This is a genomic window from Bacillus sp. FJAT-27225 (genome assembly GCF_001685025.1).
Classification (GTDB): Bacteria; Bacillota; Bacilli; order Bacillales; family Cytobacillaceae; genus Bacillus_D.
Map to the genome: position 1 here is coordinate 682,307 of NZ_MAYU01000001.1, position 16,531 is coordinate 698,837.

Sequence of the window (16,531 nt, forward strand, 5' to 3'; positions counted from 1 at the left end):
ATAAAAGTTATATGCCCATCCGCGGCTGCAAGTCTATAGAATATTCTAAAAAATATCCTTTTTTATTAACTTCTTACAAAAGGACTTTTTTGTCAAGCGGAAACCCCTTTGTGTTCTTCAATAAGTTTGCGTATTTCCGACATAATTAATTCAGTGACAGCTTCTGCAGAAGCCTTTTCTAGTCTTGCCTTTTCCATATCAATCGGTTTCCCGTAGACTACTTTCAGTTTCCCGAATTTTTTATATGGACCAATTATCGCACACGGAACTACATGGGCATTCGAGCGAAGGGCAAAAAATCCGGCTCCTGCCAAACCCTTACCCAATTCCCCTGTCCTGCTTCTTGTTCCCTCTGGAAACAATCCTAAAACCTTTCCTTCCTTTAAAACACCCAATCCTTTTCTTAAGGCCTCCCGGTCACTCATGCCCCTTTTAACAGGGAATGCGTTGCACTTCCTGACAATATTCCCCAAAACCGGCACTTTAAAAATCTCTTCCTTGGCCATAAAATGAACAGGGCGTGGTGCAGTAATCCCGACCATTGGCGGATCAAGATTATCTATATGATTGGAACAAAGCAGGACACCGCCCTCCTTCGGGAAATTTTCCCTTCCAATCACTTCATATTGATAGACAGGCTTTAAAGCAACTTTAACAACTGTTCTGGCAAAATCATAAAACGTCATTGTTTCCCCACTCTCTCTTTAACTAATGCCATGATTGTATCAGCCACCTGCTGGATTGACAGGGCAGTTGTATCTATTTCAACCGCATCTTTAGCTTTCACCAAAGGAGCAACTTCACGCTCCGAATCAAGTTTGTCCCGGGCAGCTATTTCTTTCTTCAACGTATCCAGGTCGGAAGCAAAACCTTTGGCACTATTTTCGGCATGCCTTCTAGCAGCCCGTTCATCCACACTTGCAAGCAAGAATACTTTTACTTCAGCATCGGGCAGGACATGGGTACCAATATCGCGGCCATCCATGACCACACCTCCATGTTCTGCAAACTTTTGCTGCCTTTTCACCATTTCTTCCCTTACCTTCCGATGCCTTGAAACAATCGAAACAGAGTTGGTTACTTCTGCAGTACGTATGTCCCCGGTTACTTCCTGGCCATCAAGAAATACGAGCTGCCCTTTGTCAGATGGATATAGGCCAATAGAGGTACCAAGCAGCATATCAATCAAGTTCTCTTCATTCTCCAAGTCAACCCCGTTTTTAAGAGCTTTATAGGTGAGAGCCCTGTACATCGCACCAGTGTCAATGTAAATGTAGGAAAGCCTTTCAGCGATTATTTTTGCCACTGTGCTTTTTCCGGCAGCTGCTGGGCCGTCAATAGCAATTGAAATTTTCTTATCCATAAATCCTCCTGTATATAACCGTTGCATATCTTTGCTGAATTCATTTTCTATATAGAGTGAACTTAAGCTACTGGATTTTTGCGCCAATCCAATTAGGTATTCTTTCATTCAACATATATAGCTACCAATTATTTATTTTACCATAGATTAAATGATTTTTTGATATAGGATGTTATATAAATCGAACTTAAGAATTTTGCACCACAAAGGGAAGGTCCCAAGTAACGTGCCGATATCATAAGAGAGCGCAAGCGCCTTGGTCATCGCCGTAAAGATTGGACTGAAGGCGCGGGAGCTAGATAATTATTAATGAAAAGTTATACTTTCTAAACAGTAAAAGAAGGACAGGATTTCTCCTGCCCCTACTTATCCTGGAAGGATTCGAGGAAATCCGTGTACGATTCGGACTTCCCTCCTTCATATTTTGTAATTGGTAGAACTTCCTGTAACAACCCAAATTGATGAAATATCAGCTGTGCAAGGATTAAAAATAGCAGCTGTGCGACAGCAATTTTAATCATTATGCGTTCAATTCTTTTCATAACCGCTCTCTTTTCACTTGGATTTGCCTACAGTATCGCCCAAGATGATCATTTTAAACGGTTCCTACAATTGAAAACACGGCCTATATCATGCACCCTCGTACAATGCTTCAGCTTCTTTTAGCTTATCAACCTTCTCTTCATCGCCATTCTTTGCATTAATATAGATCCGGTACGTATCATCACCTAGAGTTCCCAGGAATTCATAACATAGGACTTCCTCCCGTACATCATTGACAATGACCGCCTGGCGTTCTTCCATTATTTTTACTTTTGGATTAATTTTCTTTCTTGCTTCTTCACTGGTGATTGCAGGTTTATCCAACTTTCGGTCTTTATGGTTTTTCCAATAATCTTCTGCTGAAAGACCAACTGGCATTCCATTATCAAGGGCAATCTTTACCTTCACCGAATCAGGATAAATCCTCGTCTCTCCTATTTTAGTAACAAATGTAAAGACGCCCACCGAATCATATTGCGCACTCTCAAATAATTCCATTGAGGAGAAGCCGTTCTCCTTGAGGAAGGCAAGGGCACGATTGCTGGCTTCATTTAAGGAAATGGATGCCTTATTAACGGGCCGGTTATTCAAAAACCAAATGGGATAGCCGCCTTTTTGAGTAATATCCATCATGGCTTCCAAACCTGTTTGGTTATTCTTGACTGATACTGAATAAAACCCGTAGTCTGATCCTTTTCCATTTTTAGTGACTTTTGTTTTGGCATTTCCATCAAAACCGATATATTTCCTGGCTGTTGCTACTGCCTCTTTTTTTGATATTTTTTTACCAGGAAGATCATTGAAGTTGGCATCACTTTTTTTCATATCGACGAAACCAGGGCCGAAATCTGTTTCTCCATAACCTGAAACCGTTTTTTCTACGGTTTTAAAACCATCAATAATTGTATTGTCACTGTTTTCCCGGCCAGAGGCCAGAGCGAGTTCCACATCCATCCAGCGAAGATTGTTTTTAAGAACCGTATGCTGTACTTTTCTCAAATCCTCCTGAACATCGCCGGCTTCTTTATACAGCGACTGCAAAGCTTTGTATTCATGGTCAGTAAGCGGTTCTTTTTCAAGGTCCCTTACCGCTGTCCTGTAGCTGAAGTCACCTACACTGCTTAGGAATTCTTCCGTTTTATTAAACGGGAGCAAGGAAAGAGGAAGCTGCCCAACATCCTGGCGTGCTTCCGCAGTAATCCTCCAAACCTCGGCAAGGGAAGGCGACAGTGACTTGCGTGTATTCATAGCTAATGTTGATCCTAATTCATCATGAAGCAAATCGATTTCATATGTGAGTTCGTGAAAAGATTTTTGGTAAGTATTCTCTGCATTGATCAGAACTGCATTCTTTTCTTTATGCTCCTGATATCCCCAGTAACCGGTCCCTGCAAGGGCAACCACGAGGATAACGATTATTACGTTTCTAATCATTTCCTTCACCTGCTTTATTTACAGAATATATGCCTTCCGATCCTTTTGATTTGGGGGCGTGACCAAATCCACTTGCTTGTTGCTGTATCCGGATTGAAATAATAAGTTGCGTTTCCAGTAGGATCCCAGCCATTTATCGCATCCATTACAGCCTTTTTCGCAGTCTCGTTGGGAGTGAGCCATATTTGTCCGTCAGCGACAGCCGTAAACGCTAGGGGTTCAAAAATGACCCCAGAAATGGTGTCAGGAAATGTAGAGCTTTCCAATCTGTTCAAAATGACAGCCGCAACAGCAACCTGCCCTTCGTATGGTTCACCTCTTGCTTCTCCGTACACCGCATTGGCCATAAGCTTTATATCATTCTGGGAAAAGCCATTTGGGACATTCGTTGCCGATGGTTTTGCCTGTCCGGCAGCTTTTGTTGTGCCTCCGCCAGGCTTGTTATACTTGGTGGCCTTTACAAGCTTTGATTTTGTATTTTCACCTGCGAGACCATCAACCTTCATTCCAAACTCATATTGAAAATTCCTGAGCGCCCAGTACGTTCTCCATCCAAAGACTCCATCTATTTTCCCAGTATAAAAGCCAATGTATTTCAGTCTTGATTGCAGCTCAATTACATCTTCCCCTACTGCGCCATGCTGGATGACCTGATTGCTGAACGCTTCTGCTTTTTCACCTGTCGCAGAAAGGACGGGAAGGCATAGCAATAAAACTAATGTGCATATGCGGACCGCCATCCACTTCTTTTTCATTTTTGGTACCTCCATTTCCATTCATTCTATATTGAGTGTATTTTTTGTAAGACAGGCGATTTTATACAATAAAATTCATGGAGAATCATAAGTAAAGAAATTTAGGAGAATCTATCATCTCGTCCAATGTTTAATCGTTAGCTTTAGTAAACGGAACTGTTGATTTTCGCTCCACAAGGGAAGCTCCCAAGAATCAGCATCGCAGGGACAGGCGCCTTTTGCCTGTCACGAGGCACTTCGCTTTCCGCGGGCGGTCTGGGAGCCTCCTCGGCGCTAGCGCCTCCGGGGTCTCCCAATGACCTTTTCTCCCGCAGGATATTGAACAACTTCCTCGAGTAATCCCACGCACGAAGGAAATGCGTATGCATTTCCGAGGAGTCTTCGTGCCTTCCGCTCAAATCAACTGCTCGAATATAACAATTCCTTTAACACAGCCTATCGATAAAAAAAGAGTATAAACCCCTCAAAGATGAGAAGTTTATACTCTTCAAATATTCCAGAGAATTACTGCAAGTGAAGGGGTTTTTGAGGTTGATACTTGCTTTTGAGATGGGCAGCACTTAAGATCCGCGCTTTTTTAACTTTCCTGAATGCAAACCACCAAAGGAAAACCATAAATGGTGTTATAATGTATATCCAATTTTCCTGAGTGATTAAGATAAAATCATAGATTCCATGAAGAACGACTGGCAAGGTTATTGATAAAAACAACCACCATTTTTGGTTTGTTTTACTGAATTTTGTTTTTCCGAGATAAAATCCCATAATCACCCCAAATAAGGCATGGCTTGGAACTGGAAGCAGTGCACGGCCTAATGCATGCTCTACACCATTTCCAATCAAATACAAAATATTTTCCACAGTAGCAAAGCCAAGCGAAACAGCCGCACCATACACAATACCATCAAAGGGCTCATCAAAAGCAATGTGCCTGTAAATCACATAATACAGAATGAACCACTTAACGAATTCCTCTAACAGGCCAGCTGAAAAGAACGCTTCCGCCAAACCTGAATTAACCACATTCTCGACAGAGAGGACGTGCTGTATAAACATGATTGGAAAAACGAGCAAGGCTCCATTTAAAAAAGCCCTTAATACAACTGAAAGCGGTTCCGCTTCTACTTCATCCTTCAAATAGAAATAACTGAGCAATGCGAGGCCGGGTGCAATCCCGGCAGAAAAGACCCCCAGCATGCACGGCCTCCTTTCTTTAAAGATGCGAACACATCTTATCCTGAATTTCCATTTCCTTTATGGTAACACGGTGGGAACAGAAAGAAAATGGGAACTTTTCTTGTGAAAAATGTTTGTCTTTACTAACAACGAGGCAAGCTGAAATTTTTATCTTTATTTAGAAAACAAAGTACAGGTCACAAATAAAGGCTACTCGTTACCTTTTCTATGCATTTCGCTGTGCAAGGTGACGAGTAGCCTATTTGCTGCCGGGTGAGTTTTTTAAAATATTATTTTTGTGACACCGCTGGCAAGAGCAACACCAAGTTTAATTCTTGCCTTTTTAGAATCATTATCACTACCAAGAATTGCGCCCTTTTTATAAAGGTCATAAGCGCTCCCTTTATAGTCATAAGTCGTATAAACTGTACCTTCTTCAGCACTGGTTGTTATAACGATCAATATGCCTTCAGCGATAGCCTTTTCAATTTCATCCATCATTAATGGAGCTACCTGGCCACGGCCGACTCCCTCAAGCACAATTCCCTTCGCTCCGCTTTCTCTGGCAGCTTTAATAAATATTCCATCTCCGCCCATATAGCATTTGACTATCTCAATACGCGGTATAGAGGATTTTAACTTAAATACTTCCCGCCTAATAGGCTTTTGGTAGATAAATACCTCATCATTGTCGATAATGCCCAAATAACCGAATCCAAAGACACTGAATCCTTGTATATTGGAAGCATGCTCCTTTTTAACATAACGCGCACCGAAAATCCGTTCATTAAAGACTACGACTGTGCCGGTGCCGCGTAAATCGCTTGAGCAGGCTGAATAGATCGCATGCCTTAAGTTAATAAACACATCGCTGCCCAAATCATCTGGCGATCTTTGTGACCCTGTAACAACAACAGGCCGTTCATCATCAATAGTCAGGTCAAGAAAGTAGGCAGTTTCCTCCATTGTGTCGGTACCATGGGTAACAACTGCCCCACAAATCGTATCATCCTTGAAATATTCCTCAATTCTTTCTTTCAAGTAAATCAGATCATCAAACGTAATATGCATGCTGGCCTTTTGGAATACGGATTCTACTATTACTTCTATATCATCCGGAAGCTTGCAGCGCTCTGCTAATTCTTCCCCCGTCATTTCCCCTGAGGCCAGTTTGCCAGAATCCTTGTTTGGTTTACTGGCAATGGTGCCGCCTGTGGTCAACAATACTACTTTTCTCATTCAATCACCCTGATTCGTTAAAAGCATCAGGCCTGCCCAATGCTTTATTATTTATTTGTTAGAGCTTTTGCAATCACGTCTCCATGGAATCTTCCATTTTCAATAAAAATTTCATTTGCATTATTTCCGGCAGCAATCACACCTGCAATAAAGATTCCTGGTACATTTGTTTCCATTGTTTCGGGATTATAGCTGGGCCTGCCTGTTTTACGATCAATTTCAACACCGATTTGCTTTAAGAAATTGTGGTCTGGATGATATCCGGTCATCGCAAACACAAAATCATTCTGAATTCGCTGGATGCGTCCATCCTTTTCAAAAAATACCTCCTGCTCTGTTATTTCCTTCACATGAGCATTAAATTCAAGGCGGATTGCCCCGTTTCGGACAAGCGAATCAAATTCTGGAAGAATCCATGGTTTAATGCTTTGAGAGTATTCACTTCCCCTATAAAGCACGGTTACTCTTGCCCCAGCTTTATTTAATTCAATCGCTGCGTCCACACTGGAATTTTTTCCTCCAATAACGCATACGTCTTTATCAAAATAAGGGTGGCCTTCCTTAAAATAATGGAATACCTTAGGCAAGCTCTCTCCAGGAACACCCATATAATTTGGGTTATCATAATAGCCAGTCGCAATAATAACATACGGTGTTTCGTAAATATCTTTTTCCGTCTTAACCGTAAAAAGACTGTCTTTTTTATTAATAGAAGTTACTTTTTCGAACGAACTGATCCTCAATTGCTTCCTTTTTACAACTTCTCTGTAGTAAACTAGCGCCTGGAGCCTGACCGGCTTGTAATTTTCCGTGATGAACGGTACATTGCCTATTTCAAGCTTCTCGCTAGTGCTAAAAAATGTCTGATGGGTTGGATAGTGATAAATTGCATTCACGATATTTCCCTTTTCAATAATAAGCGGGTTTTTGCCAGCATTCTTCAATGATATTGCAGCAGCTAGGCCACATGGACCAGCTCCAATAATAATGATATCTTCTTTTTGCATCGTTGCCACTCCTGAAACTATTATTAGATTAACTTAGGTTCTATACTCTGGTGTCGATTTCCGTTCCACAACAGGAAGCTCCGCACTGTCGTTCTTTCGCGAAAAAAAATCCCCTATCTGTTATGATAGGAGATTTTCATCAAGGTATCAATGCAAAAGCAAATTGAGCCTATACAGGAATGGTTTGGATTAAATCCAGCCCCTGAAACGGCTGGCTTCAGCCATTTTGCGAACCCCAACCATATAAGCAGCCAAACGCATATCGACGCGGCGGTTCTGGGCTGTCTCATAAATGTTCTTGAATGACTTTACCATCACTTTTTCAAGCTTTTCTTCTATTTCTTCCTCGGACCAATAATAGCCCTGGTTGTTTTGAACCCATTCGAAATAGGACACGGTTACTCCTCCGGAAGATGCAAGAACATCCGGTACCAGCAAGATTCCACGCTCAGTCAGGATTTCCGTAGCTTCCAAAGTTGTCGGGCCGTTGGCAGCTTCCACAACGATGCTTGCCCTTATATTGTGGGCATTATCTTCAGTAATCTGGTTTTCAATTGCTGCAGGAACAAGAATGTCACAATCAAGTTCCAGCAATTCTTTATTTGTGATTGTATTATTAAATAACTTTGTAACTGTACCAAAGCTATCCCTGCGGTCAAGGAGGTAATCTATGTCGAGGCCATTCGGATCATAGAGAGCACCATATGCATCGGAAATTCCAATCACCTTCGCACCCGCATCATGCATGAATTTTGATAGATAGCTTCCAGCGTTCCCAAATCCCTGGACAACAACCCGAGCTCCTTTAAGCTCGATGCCCTTCTTCTTTGCCGCCTCACGAATGCAAAGGGTTACCCCTTTTGCAGTTGCTGATTCACGGCCGTGGGAACCTCCAAGGACAAGCGGTTTCCCTGTAATGAATCCAGGTGAATTGAATTCATCAATCCTGCTGTATTCATCCATCATCCAAGCCATGATTTGAGAGTTGGTAAATACATCCGGTGCCGGAATATCTTTTGTAGGGCCAACAATCTGGCTTATTGCCCTGACATATCCGCGGCTAAGCCTTTCCAGTTCACGGAATGACATATCGCGTGGATCACAAATGATCCCGCCCTTTGCTCCTCCATATGGGAGGTCTACAATTCCGCATTTAAGGCTCATCCATATTGAAAGTGCCTTAATTTCCTTTTCTGTTACATTCGGGTGAAAGCGAATCCCGCCCTTCGTCGGTCCGACTGCATCATTGTGCTGGGCCCTGTATCCGGTAAAGATCCTGATCGATCCATCATCCATGCGCACTGGTATCTTTACAGTCATCATCCGGATAGGCTCTTTCAGAAGCTCGTACACTTCTTCGGGATATCCAAGCTTCTCAAGTGCTTTATGGATGACAGTTTGCGTGGATTTAAGAACATCATGTTTTTCAAGATTCGTACTTTCATTACCTTTCCCCGTTGCCATTTATAAACCTCCTAAGATATCACTGCTCGAAAGTTCGTGGCTTTCAGAGATAAGTATACACTTAAAAAAAGTTAATGCAAAGATAAAAATGCCAATTCAGTCTATTCGCACAGATTTGTGTAAACGTTGTTAAATGAGTCATTTGACTACAGACACAAGTGCTATGGCCCTTTACCTCTCAGGGTTAGCGATAGGCAAAAAAATAGCGGCTGCCGCCAGGGGGGCTATCCGCTTATTGAAAATAATGGAGGAGAGTCTGAATTGCATGGTCTTTTATTATTAATTTCCCATACTCTTCGAGATAAGCCACGCTCAATATGGAGGACACCCCATATTCAGCCATTAAGGAAGCACTAAGCTCGACATCCCTGGAAGAGGCATCAAAGAGGAGATAATAGCTCCCCTGCATTGAATACAGGCTTCCGCCGTTAGTGCCAAGCTGCGAAAGACGCTTAACCAGCTGAATAACATCTTCTATGGATTCAAATCTAAACAAAAGATCTTCTAGACCTTCAACCGTTACTTGCATGTCTATGAAGCCATCATAGAGAAGCTCTTCTTCTCCGGGTTGTTCGGCAACAGTAATAATCATAACCATCCCTTGTGCCTGAAGGGAAAACACTTCAACTGCAACAGACCCTTGGATATCCAAATCGAGCGTGTCGCTTGCTTCCTCAAGCATATCGGTAAAAAGCTGCCTCCATTTAAGCGAATCCTTTACTATATCCTCCTTGGATAAACCTCTGTCAAATAAGTCATCAGAGGTTATAAATATTTTAATTTTATTTGCTGTCAACCTTTCAAGACGCATGCGTTAAGCCCCCTGCCATGACTCACTCTTTTTGATAGTTTATGTCATTGCAGCGGGTTGGTGATTTGTCTTACTAATCACCACCACTTTTGTTATCGAACCAGTTTTTAACAATTATCCATTCCTTATTGTCAGCAGATGGCATTCGGATTTAGCGCCTAATCTTAACGGAAGCATGGTTGTTCCATAGCCATTGCTAGTCAGCAACAGTAGATTTCCAACTTTTCGAATTCCGCCCTTTTGATAAGGGCCGAATCCAGCGATGCGAATTTGGCCTCCATGTGTATGGCCGCTTAGAACCAATGAAATACCTTGTTCAGGCTCAATTTTTTTAATAATCTCAGGATTATGGCTCACAAGAACCTTAAAATCCCCCTCTCCGGCATCAAGTAGTGCGAGGTCAAGCCGATCCTTCTGCAAACCGAGGTCATCAACACCAAGCAGCACTAATTTATCACCATTCACTGACTCAAAAGAAGTTGCTGTATTGTCGAGAATTTTAACACCATGGCTCAGCAAGAGATGATCAAGGGCACGGTACTCTCCTTCATAGTCATTATTGCCCCAAACAAAAAAGACCGGACCTAATGATTTCAGCTTTAGGATATTCGTTTCAACATTGCTTAGAGGCACTCCTTTCTCACGCAAGTCCCCGCCAATTATCACAATGTCAACTCTTCCTTTTACGGAGTTAACCAATGATTCATCCACAAGTCTCTTATGGATATCCGAAATGAAAAACACCCTTAGCTCACCGAACGATTCAGGAAAGTCGGAAAAGAGCAGTTCCTGCTCTATAAGATTATTTTCAAATGCAAGATAAATCATATAACCCAACAGAATGGCACCCAAAACTGCGGCAGCCATCAAAAAATAAAAGAACCCCATTCATTCAGCACCCTTCACCAGACTAAAAGTATATGGAAATCATACCATAAATAAGGCTTGAGCCGAAAAATACGAGTGTATGTACAGGAGAAACCTGATATAGAAAATAAAAAATAGAAATTGAACCGAAGCAAATGAAGAAAGCCGACAACCTATTTAAAGCCTTTCTTTTAGGAGCAGCTGAAAATGTACGGATCAAATACCCATTGATTCCTACTCCCGAAAAATATGCTACAGCAGCGGCAAAAAAGCTGAGCGGATTCAGGACTAAATCGAGCAAAAAGCTATTGAGTGAAAATGGGTTTGAAATCACCATCCAAGAGCTGAATAAATAGCCGCAAATGAGCATCGTAATCATAAGGATAAAAATGTGCACGAAAAATCCCCCCATATACTATATATGAGGGGGAAATAAGCTACTTGCCATTTTTTTAGCAGGTGCGTTTATTCATCTTCATGAATATTAAGAATACGGAATCCGTGTTCTTCAAGCTTTTTAATAAATTTGTCGAGATTTTGATTACGCTCAACCTTCAATACGATCCTTCTAACCAGTTTATCTGTTTCATCAAAGGTTACAAGTGAAATAATATGTTCATGGAATTGGTGAGCAATCTCTGCCAGACGCGCGATCCTTCCTTCGGTTTCGACCGAAGTGAAAGCAATCCTGACACCTGGTCTGTTCATGCCAAACGCACTTTGAAATTGATTTAAAACATCATAGCGGGTTACAACCCCCAGAAAGTTCCCTTTTTTATCAACAACTGATAGTAACGGGAAATTTCTTAATTCCATTAGCGTATTTTCAAAAATCTCCCCACCATCCAAGTAGGATTCCTGATGAGTAGCAATATCGGATATAACCGTTTCATCAAGGAACGCATCTTTCGATTTGCCTGATTTGAAAAATTGTTCAAAAATACGATGAAGGGTAAGAATCCCTTCATATTTATCGCCATTCAGGACCGGAACACCGTCAATCTGATGTTCTTCAAGACATTCCAGTGCTTTGCGCACCGTTTCACCCGATTGGACCACATGGCAATTATATTTTGGAATCATAATGCTTTTTACGAACATTCCCATCACCTCTGCATAAAAAATCCTTCATAGTACTATTTCAACAAACTAAATTAAAAATCCTTTCTTTTATAGAATTTTATTATGAGAGGGCGCTTTAAAACTTCCCTGCATTCATGAAACACTATTTCTTCTCATGATAAAGATTTATATCATATTGTTTTTTCATCATCTCAAACACAATGTGCCTGGATTTCCACTCATCTTCCTTTTTCCACAAGTCTTTACTTCGATCAACAATTTCACATCTAAGTTCATGAAACTCTTTTTCCTTCTTATCGCTTTGCTGTTTTAAAAGCACCATTAGCCCATAAAGTGAGCCTGTTAGGATAAAGAAAAAGAAATTCAAGCCATTTCCGACGAAGGTTGAAAACATCGCATAAAATGAATACGAGTAAGGAACCACAACGGTAAAATACAAGTAGGCCAAGTAAATGGCTGTTATGCCAAGCAGGGCAGTAATGGATGCATAATGTTTACGCTTCGCATCGTCAAACTTCTTTTTTCTTTTCACCACATTATTGAGCATTTCTTTTGTTGCCTGATCAGTGCGGCTATCAAGCATGCTTATTGGTGTTTCCATAGACCTGATTCCCCTTCCAAACTAGCTTCAAGGTTATCTTATAGAAATGTATGAACCTGTCCACTTGTTTATGAAGAGCTTCCCAACTAAAAACCGGCCGCTGCGGGCGGCCGGTTAATTGACTGGTATTTTTAATGTTTGTCCTGTCTCAATTTCATTTCCAACTAGACCATTGGCTTTGCGGATCGTATCTATGCCCGCTTGGTTTTTATAATATGTCATTGCAATCCGAAACAGGGTTTCTCCTGGCTTAACCGTATGGTACAGAATTTTATTGCTGGTTACAGGCTTGCTTTCTTCGGACCCTGAGCTCTCAGTTTGAGTGCCTTCTGGCTCAGTAGTTTCCTGACCAGTCTGTTTATTTGCCATTTCAGATGTTTTAGCAGCTGAATTCCCCTGTTGCTGTTTAGTGTTTGCAGGGCTAATTACCGGAGACACCTGGCTGTCTTTACCTTCAGTAGCTGGCTTGTCGGGTGATGAGGATTGAAGTGTTTGTTTTGCATCGCCATTGGATCGTTCAGCAGTTTCATCCTCCCTAGTGGCAGTGGCAATTGACTTATCTGCTCCATTTTCTTCTCCACTGGCGATTTCACGGTCCTTTTCCTCCAGGCTGACTTCTTCATAGCCGGATCTTGCTGATAGTTCAGACTTGTTTTCTTCCATATTGGAAATAACACTTAGTACAGTAATCGGAAGCAAGATGAAAAAAAGAACAAGTAATCGAATGACAGGATATTTTAATTTAAGTACCGTTTTTTTCTTTTTTTCCTGGTGCACCCTAGATCTTGGAGGCAGGGAAGATACATCGTTTGGATCCGGCTTGGCTATCACGATCCGCCTCCGGTTTTTTTCTGCCTGTTTCCTATATGGGTCTTCCTTGTTCATCGACTTTCCCTCCACTCCTGTTTTTTAGCTTTATAACCAAACCTAATAGAAAGTCTATAGTAAAATGCATCACAATCGTAACCGCAAGATTATCAGTCCAGCTATAGATAGCCCCAATGAAGAAACTAAGAGCTACAATATTCACAAATAAAAACCAATTAAATAAGTACCGGTAATGGATTACTGCAAAAATGATACTGGCTATGATCAGCCCAGTTTTCTCCTGGATTATCCCCCTGAAAAGTATTTCCTCACTTATGGCAACGATTGCTGCTATAAAAGCAATATGGAGGGTGCCTCTTGAACGGAATATCCTTTCATTTAACCCGCCATCATCGTAATAGGAAGATGGCAGCAGTTTCATTAGAATTATATCCAGTAAGACAACAGCGATTCCCGCTGGCAGCCCTATTAACCAAATGGCCGGATCATTCCATTGGGCTAAATTCCCAAAGAACCTTAAATCAAAAAGGAGAACACCCAATATAAATGAAACGACCAGCAGAAATAACTGGGTTGCGTAAAGATGGATGAGCAATTCTTTGTCCGTAAGTTGTCCAATAAGTTCTGCTTGTTTATTTTTCATAGCCTTCACCCAGAAGTAAATAAGATAAGTGCCTTTTCCAGTCATGCCCGGCTTCTGCTTTTTCCTTTTGACCAAGTTCAACAAGAAAATCTGTTAAACTGAGCCCACAGGCATCACAGCATGTTTTTCGCCGAGTTTCGAGGTGTGGTTCTTCGAAATAATCGAGAAACGCATTTCGAATGCATCCATCATGTTCAATTATATTCTTCATCTTACGAATTTGATTAATCTTAATCCTATTTCTGCCAGCAATATACCGGTTTATTTCCTCGCCTTTAGCTGGCAGCTGCTCTTTTCCCATACCGTTAAGATAATCAGAAAACCAGCGCCATTGGTTATCGGAAAATCCTCCCGCCTCCCGTGCCTGTTCTAAACTACCTCTATCATTGGTTTTCAATTTATGTCTGTTTAGAAAGGAAAAGAAGGCATCCACCTGTTCAACCGAAGGCAATTCCCCTTCGGCTAAACTGTATTGCAGGATTTCATCTCCATTCGCGTATAACAATATGGCAAGTGATGCTCGTCCATCCCGGCCAGCCCGGCCAATTTCCTGCAAGTATGATTCAATTTGCATCGGCATATGGTAGTGAATGACAAATCGGATGTCTTCTTTATCCACACCCATTCCAAAAGCACTTGTCGCACAAATGATATCAAGCTGGCCATTCAGGAACTGTTGTTGGATTAACACTCGCTGCTCCTGTTCCATACCTCCATGGTAGGGCATTGTCCGGGAATGTCCGTTAATCCTTAGCAGCTCCGCAATTTGCTCCGCAGCCCTCTTACTGGAAAAATAAATAATGCCCGGGCGTTTAAGTGTTTTCACAAGTTCGAGTATTCTTCGATCTTTTTGAGGAGAATCGACCAGCCGTTCAATGTGAAAAGAAATGTTTGGCCTGTCAATACTTGAAATTATTTTTGCATGGTTGTTCAAACGAAGCTTATTGGCAATATCCTCTCTCACCTCGGCTGTAGCCGTAGCCGTTAAAGCGAGTGTGAGCGGATTGCCAAGCCTGCTCCTAAACTCGCCAAGCTTTAAATAATCCGGCCTAAAATCATAACCCCACTGTGATATGCAATGGGCTTCATCAATTGCCAGGAGGCAGACCTCAATCTCATTAAGCCTATCAATTATATAGGGCATTGTTAACATTTCCGGTGATAGGAAAATAAACTTATACTGTTGGAGGCGTAAGAGTGCTTCTTTTTTTTCTGCTGGGGACAAAAAGGAATTAATGGCGACAACCCGTTTTTCCCCTCTCTTCTTTAATTGCTCAACCTGATCCTGCATCAGCGATAGCAAAGGGGAAACAATAACGACGGATCCCTCCATTAAATATCCCGGAAGCTGAAAACAAAGCGATTTACCTGTTCCGGTAGGAAGCATTGCGAGAGTATCTTTACCCGATAGCAGTGATAAAACAACATCCTTTTGCCCCGGACGGAAAGTAGCAAAGCCAAAATATTTATATAATTTTTGTTCCAACATTACTATCACCAAGCTTTGCCAATACAAGCCGTATTTTAAAATAATCCATGCCGCCTAAAAGATCCCTTAGATGGCGCAGTTGTTTCGAAGATGTTTTTTCTGCTAGTTCAGCAATCATTTGTTGCTCTTCCGCACGTACAAATGGATCAATGGAGAAATCAGGGCAATTCAAGGCTATCTCGACAATATGGTCCTCAATTGTACTTATTTTTAAATTTCGAAACATGGAAATGTCCTCAATCGAATATCCTTGATGTAAAAGTTTCATTGTTTGGCGTGAAGTTAATGTCAGTGCGCTGCTTTTACTTCCATCCCGCACCAGCTCATACAGAATCGGAAATCTGGCTCCATTTGTAATGACAGTTTCGCATATATAGTGGAGAATTCCCTGGAATTCAACGCGGTAATGAACCTCATCCATACCAAGCCTGCTTGCTGCCTGGCCCGTCGTCATACCTATATGTTTGTAACCGCTCAGCCTTAAAACGAGAATATCAGGAATCGGAATCCCTTTGTTATCAAGGACTTCCATTAATTCTCTATAAATCAGATAAGGAATTTTCGTCTTTTCAGCTGAATCCCTTTTAGAAAAGAAGGCCTTTACCCAAAGTTGGGTTTGCCTGCCCTTTTGGATTGGAACATAGGAATTTTCTTTATAAGTAAAATGAGAGCAAACCTGGACAAGTAGGGACAGCCTCTCCCAAAGAATCTGGCTAAGCTGGCTGAACCTCAATCCTGACAAATGATTAGGAAAAGGATGAACCTCAAGTGCCTCCGTCAATAGCGCGTTCCCTTTTACAGTCACAAAATAATGAGCGGGATTACCGCTCTCAATTAGCCCTTTGGAAGCAAGAATTTTCACAATGTCTTCCAGCAGTTCCCTGGATAAAGATTCATATACTCTAAAAAAACGAGTAAGTTCAAATAAATGGGCATCTTGAATGGTTTGAGCGGATTTCTTGCCATTAAGGAGGTGATAAATAGAATAAATTGACCGCTCACCATTTAATTGTTTTAGGCAAAATAAAATTAGCATTTCTAAATAAGAGAGCTGGTTTGTATAGCGCAATTGTTGCATACCATCCTCCTAAAAATGTTCATACCATCATTCTATCATGAATATAGTGGTTTAGATGGCTTTATTTCGGGAAAATTGACGAAAGAATGCAGTAGTGATAAGGATTATCAGTATATTATCTATTGAAAAGTTGGGATTTCTTTTTTACAA

At 41.4% G+C, this 16,531-nt stretch carries 18 protein-coding genes; all 18 read right to left on the bottom strand.

Annotation, left to right across the window (positions count from 1 at the left end):
* Positions 1-92 precede the first annotated feature (92 nt).
* The 18 genes from A8F94_RS03505 to A8F94_RS03590 all read right to left on the bottom strand — a co-directional run bounded on the left by A8F94_RS03505 (position 93) and on the right by A8F94_RS03590 (position 16,381).
* Complete coding sequence (locus tag A8F94_RS03505; RefSeq protein WP_066195655.1) at positions 93-686, bottom strand: lysophospholipid acyltransferase family protein; 594 nt, start codon at positions 684-686, stop codon at positions 93-95.
* Positions 683-1,363 (bottom strand): (d)CMP kinase, encoded by a 681-nt coding sequence (gene cmk / locus A8F94_RS03510; RefSeq protein WP_066195658.1) that lies wholly within the window; start codon positions 1,361-1,363, stop codon positions 683-685. The genes A8F94_RS03505 and cmk overlap by 4 nt, the downstream gene beginning before the upstream one ends.
* A gap of 362 nt (positions 1,364-1,725) precedes the next feature.
* Positions 1,726-1,905: a DUF5359 family protein gene (locus A8F94_RS03515; protein ID WP_066195661.1), complete on the bottom strand. Its 180-nt coding sequence runs from the start codon at positions 1,903-1,905 to the stop codon at positions 1,726-1,728.
* Between the two features lie 88 nt (positions 1,906-1,993).
* On the bottom strand, positions 1,994-3,340 hold the full coding sequence (gene ypeB, locus A8F94_RS03520; protein ID WP_066195664.1) for a germination protein YpeB: 1,347 nt from the start codon (positions 3,338-3,340) through the stop codon (positions 1,994-1,996).
* A gap of 14 nt (positions 3,341-3,354) precedes the next feature.
* Positions 3,355-4,095 carry a spore cortex-lytic enzyme gene (gene sleB, locus A8F94_RS03525; protein ID WP_066195667.1) on the bottom strand — a complete coding sequence of 247 codons (741 nt, stop codon included), beginning with the start codon at positions 4,093-4,095 and terminating at the stop codon, positions 3,355-3,357.
* Positions 4,096-4,599: 504 nt separating this feature from the next.
* Positions 4,600-5,292: a glutamic-type intramembrane protease PrsW gene (gene prsW, locus A8F94_RS03530; RefSeq protein ID WP_066195669.1), complete on the bottom strand. Its 693-nt coding sequence runs from the start codon at positions 5,290-5,292 to the stop codon at positions 4,600-4,602.
* Between the two features lie 261 nt (positions 5,293-5,553).
* Positions 5,554-6,510, bottom strand: a complete 957-nt coding sequence (locus A8F94_RS03535; RefSeq protein ID WP_066195674.1) for an asparaginase — start codon at positions 6,508-6,510, stop codon at positions 5,554-5,556.
* Positions 6,511-6,557: 47 nt separating this feature from the next.
* Positions 6,558-7,517: a YpdA family putative bacillithiol disulfide reductase gene (locus A8F94_RS03540; protein ID WP_066195678.1), complete on the bottom strand. Its 960-nt coding sequence runs from the start codon at positions 7,515-7,517 to the stop codon at positions 6,558-6,560.
* 189 nt (positions 7,518-7,706) lie between these two features.
* A complete protein-coding gene (locus tag A8F94_RS03545; protein ID WP_066195681.1) occupies positions 7,707-8,981 on the bottom strand; it encodes a Glu/Leu/Phe/Val family dehydrogenase in 1,275 nt (424 codons plus the stop codon).
* A gap of 232 nt (positions 8,982-9,213) precedes the next feature.
* Positions 9,214-9,792, bottom strand: a complete 579-nt coding sequence (locus A8F94_RS03550) for an adaptor protein MecA (protein ID WP_066195684.1) — start codon at positions 9,790-9,792, stop codon at positions 9,214-9,216.
* Between the two features lie 114 nt (positions 9,793-9,906).
* Positions 9,907-10,680, bottom strand: coding sequence for a metallophosphoesterase (locus tag A8F94_RS03555; protein WP_066195686.1), 774 nt, complete (start codon positions 10,678-10,680; stop codon positions 9,907-9,909).
* Positions 10,681-10,702: 22 nt separating this feature from the next.
* A complete protein-coding gene (locus A8F94_RS03560) occupies positions 10,703-11,056 on the bottom strand; it encodes a hypothetical protein (protein WP_066195689.1) in 354 nt (117 codons plus the stop codon).
* 68 nt (positions 11,057-11,124) lie between these two features.
* Positions 11,125-11,760, bottom strand: coding sequence for a CBS domain-containing protein (locus A8F94_RS03565; protein ID WP_066195692.1), 636 nt, complete (start codon positions 11,758-11,760; stop codon positions 11,125-11,127).
* A gap of 124 nt (positions 11,761-11,884) precedes the next feature.
* Positions 11,885-12,343 (bottom strand): YpbF family protein, encoded by a 459-nt coding sequence (locus A8F94_RS03570; RefSeq protein ID WP_066195694.1) that lies wholly within the window; start codon positions 12,341-12,343, stop codon positions 11,885-11,887.
* Positions 12,344-12,457: 114 nt separating this feature from the next.
* The gene (locus A8F94_RS03575) at positions 12,458-13,228 is read right to left on the bottom strand and encodes a LysM peptidoglycan-binding domain-containing protein (protein WP_066195697.1); all 771 of its coding nucleotides are present in this window, start codon (positions 13,226-13,228) and stop codon (positions 12,458-12,460) included.
* Entirely contained in the window at positions 13,206-13,814 is a 609-nt protein-coding gene (locus A8F94_RS03580; RefSeq protein WP_066195700.1) for a CPBP family intramembrane glutamic endopeptidase, read from the bottom strand. Before A8F94_RS03580 ends, A8F94_RS03575 begins: the two co-directional genes overlap by 23 nt.
* Positions 13,804-15,303, bottom strand: a complete 1,500-nt coding sequence (locus tag A8F94_RS03585; RefSeq protein WP_066195703.1) for a RecQ family ATP-dependent DNA helicase — start codon at positions 15,301-15,303, stop codon at positions 13,804-13,806. The genes A8F94_RS03580 and A8F94_RS03585 overlap by 11 nt, the downstream gene beginning before the upstream one ends.
* Positions 15,281-16,381 (bottom strand): helix-turn-helix domain-containing protein, encoded by a 1,101-nt coding sequence (locus tag A8F94_RS03590; protein WP_066195708.1) that lies wholly within the window; start codon positions 16,379-16,381, stop codon positions 15,281-15,283. The genes A8F94_RS03585 and A8F94_RS03590 overlap by 23 nt, the downstream gene beginning before the upstream one ends.
* Between the last annotated feature and the right edge of the window lie 150 nt (positions 16,382-16,531).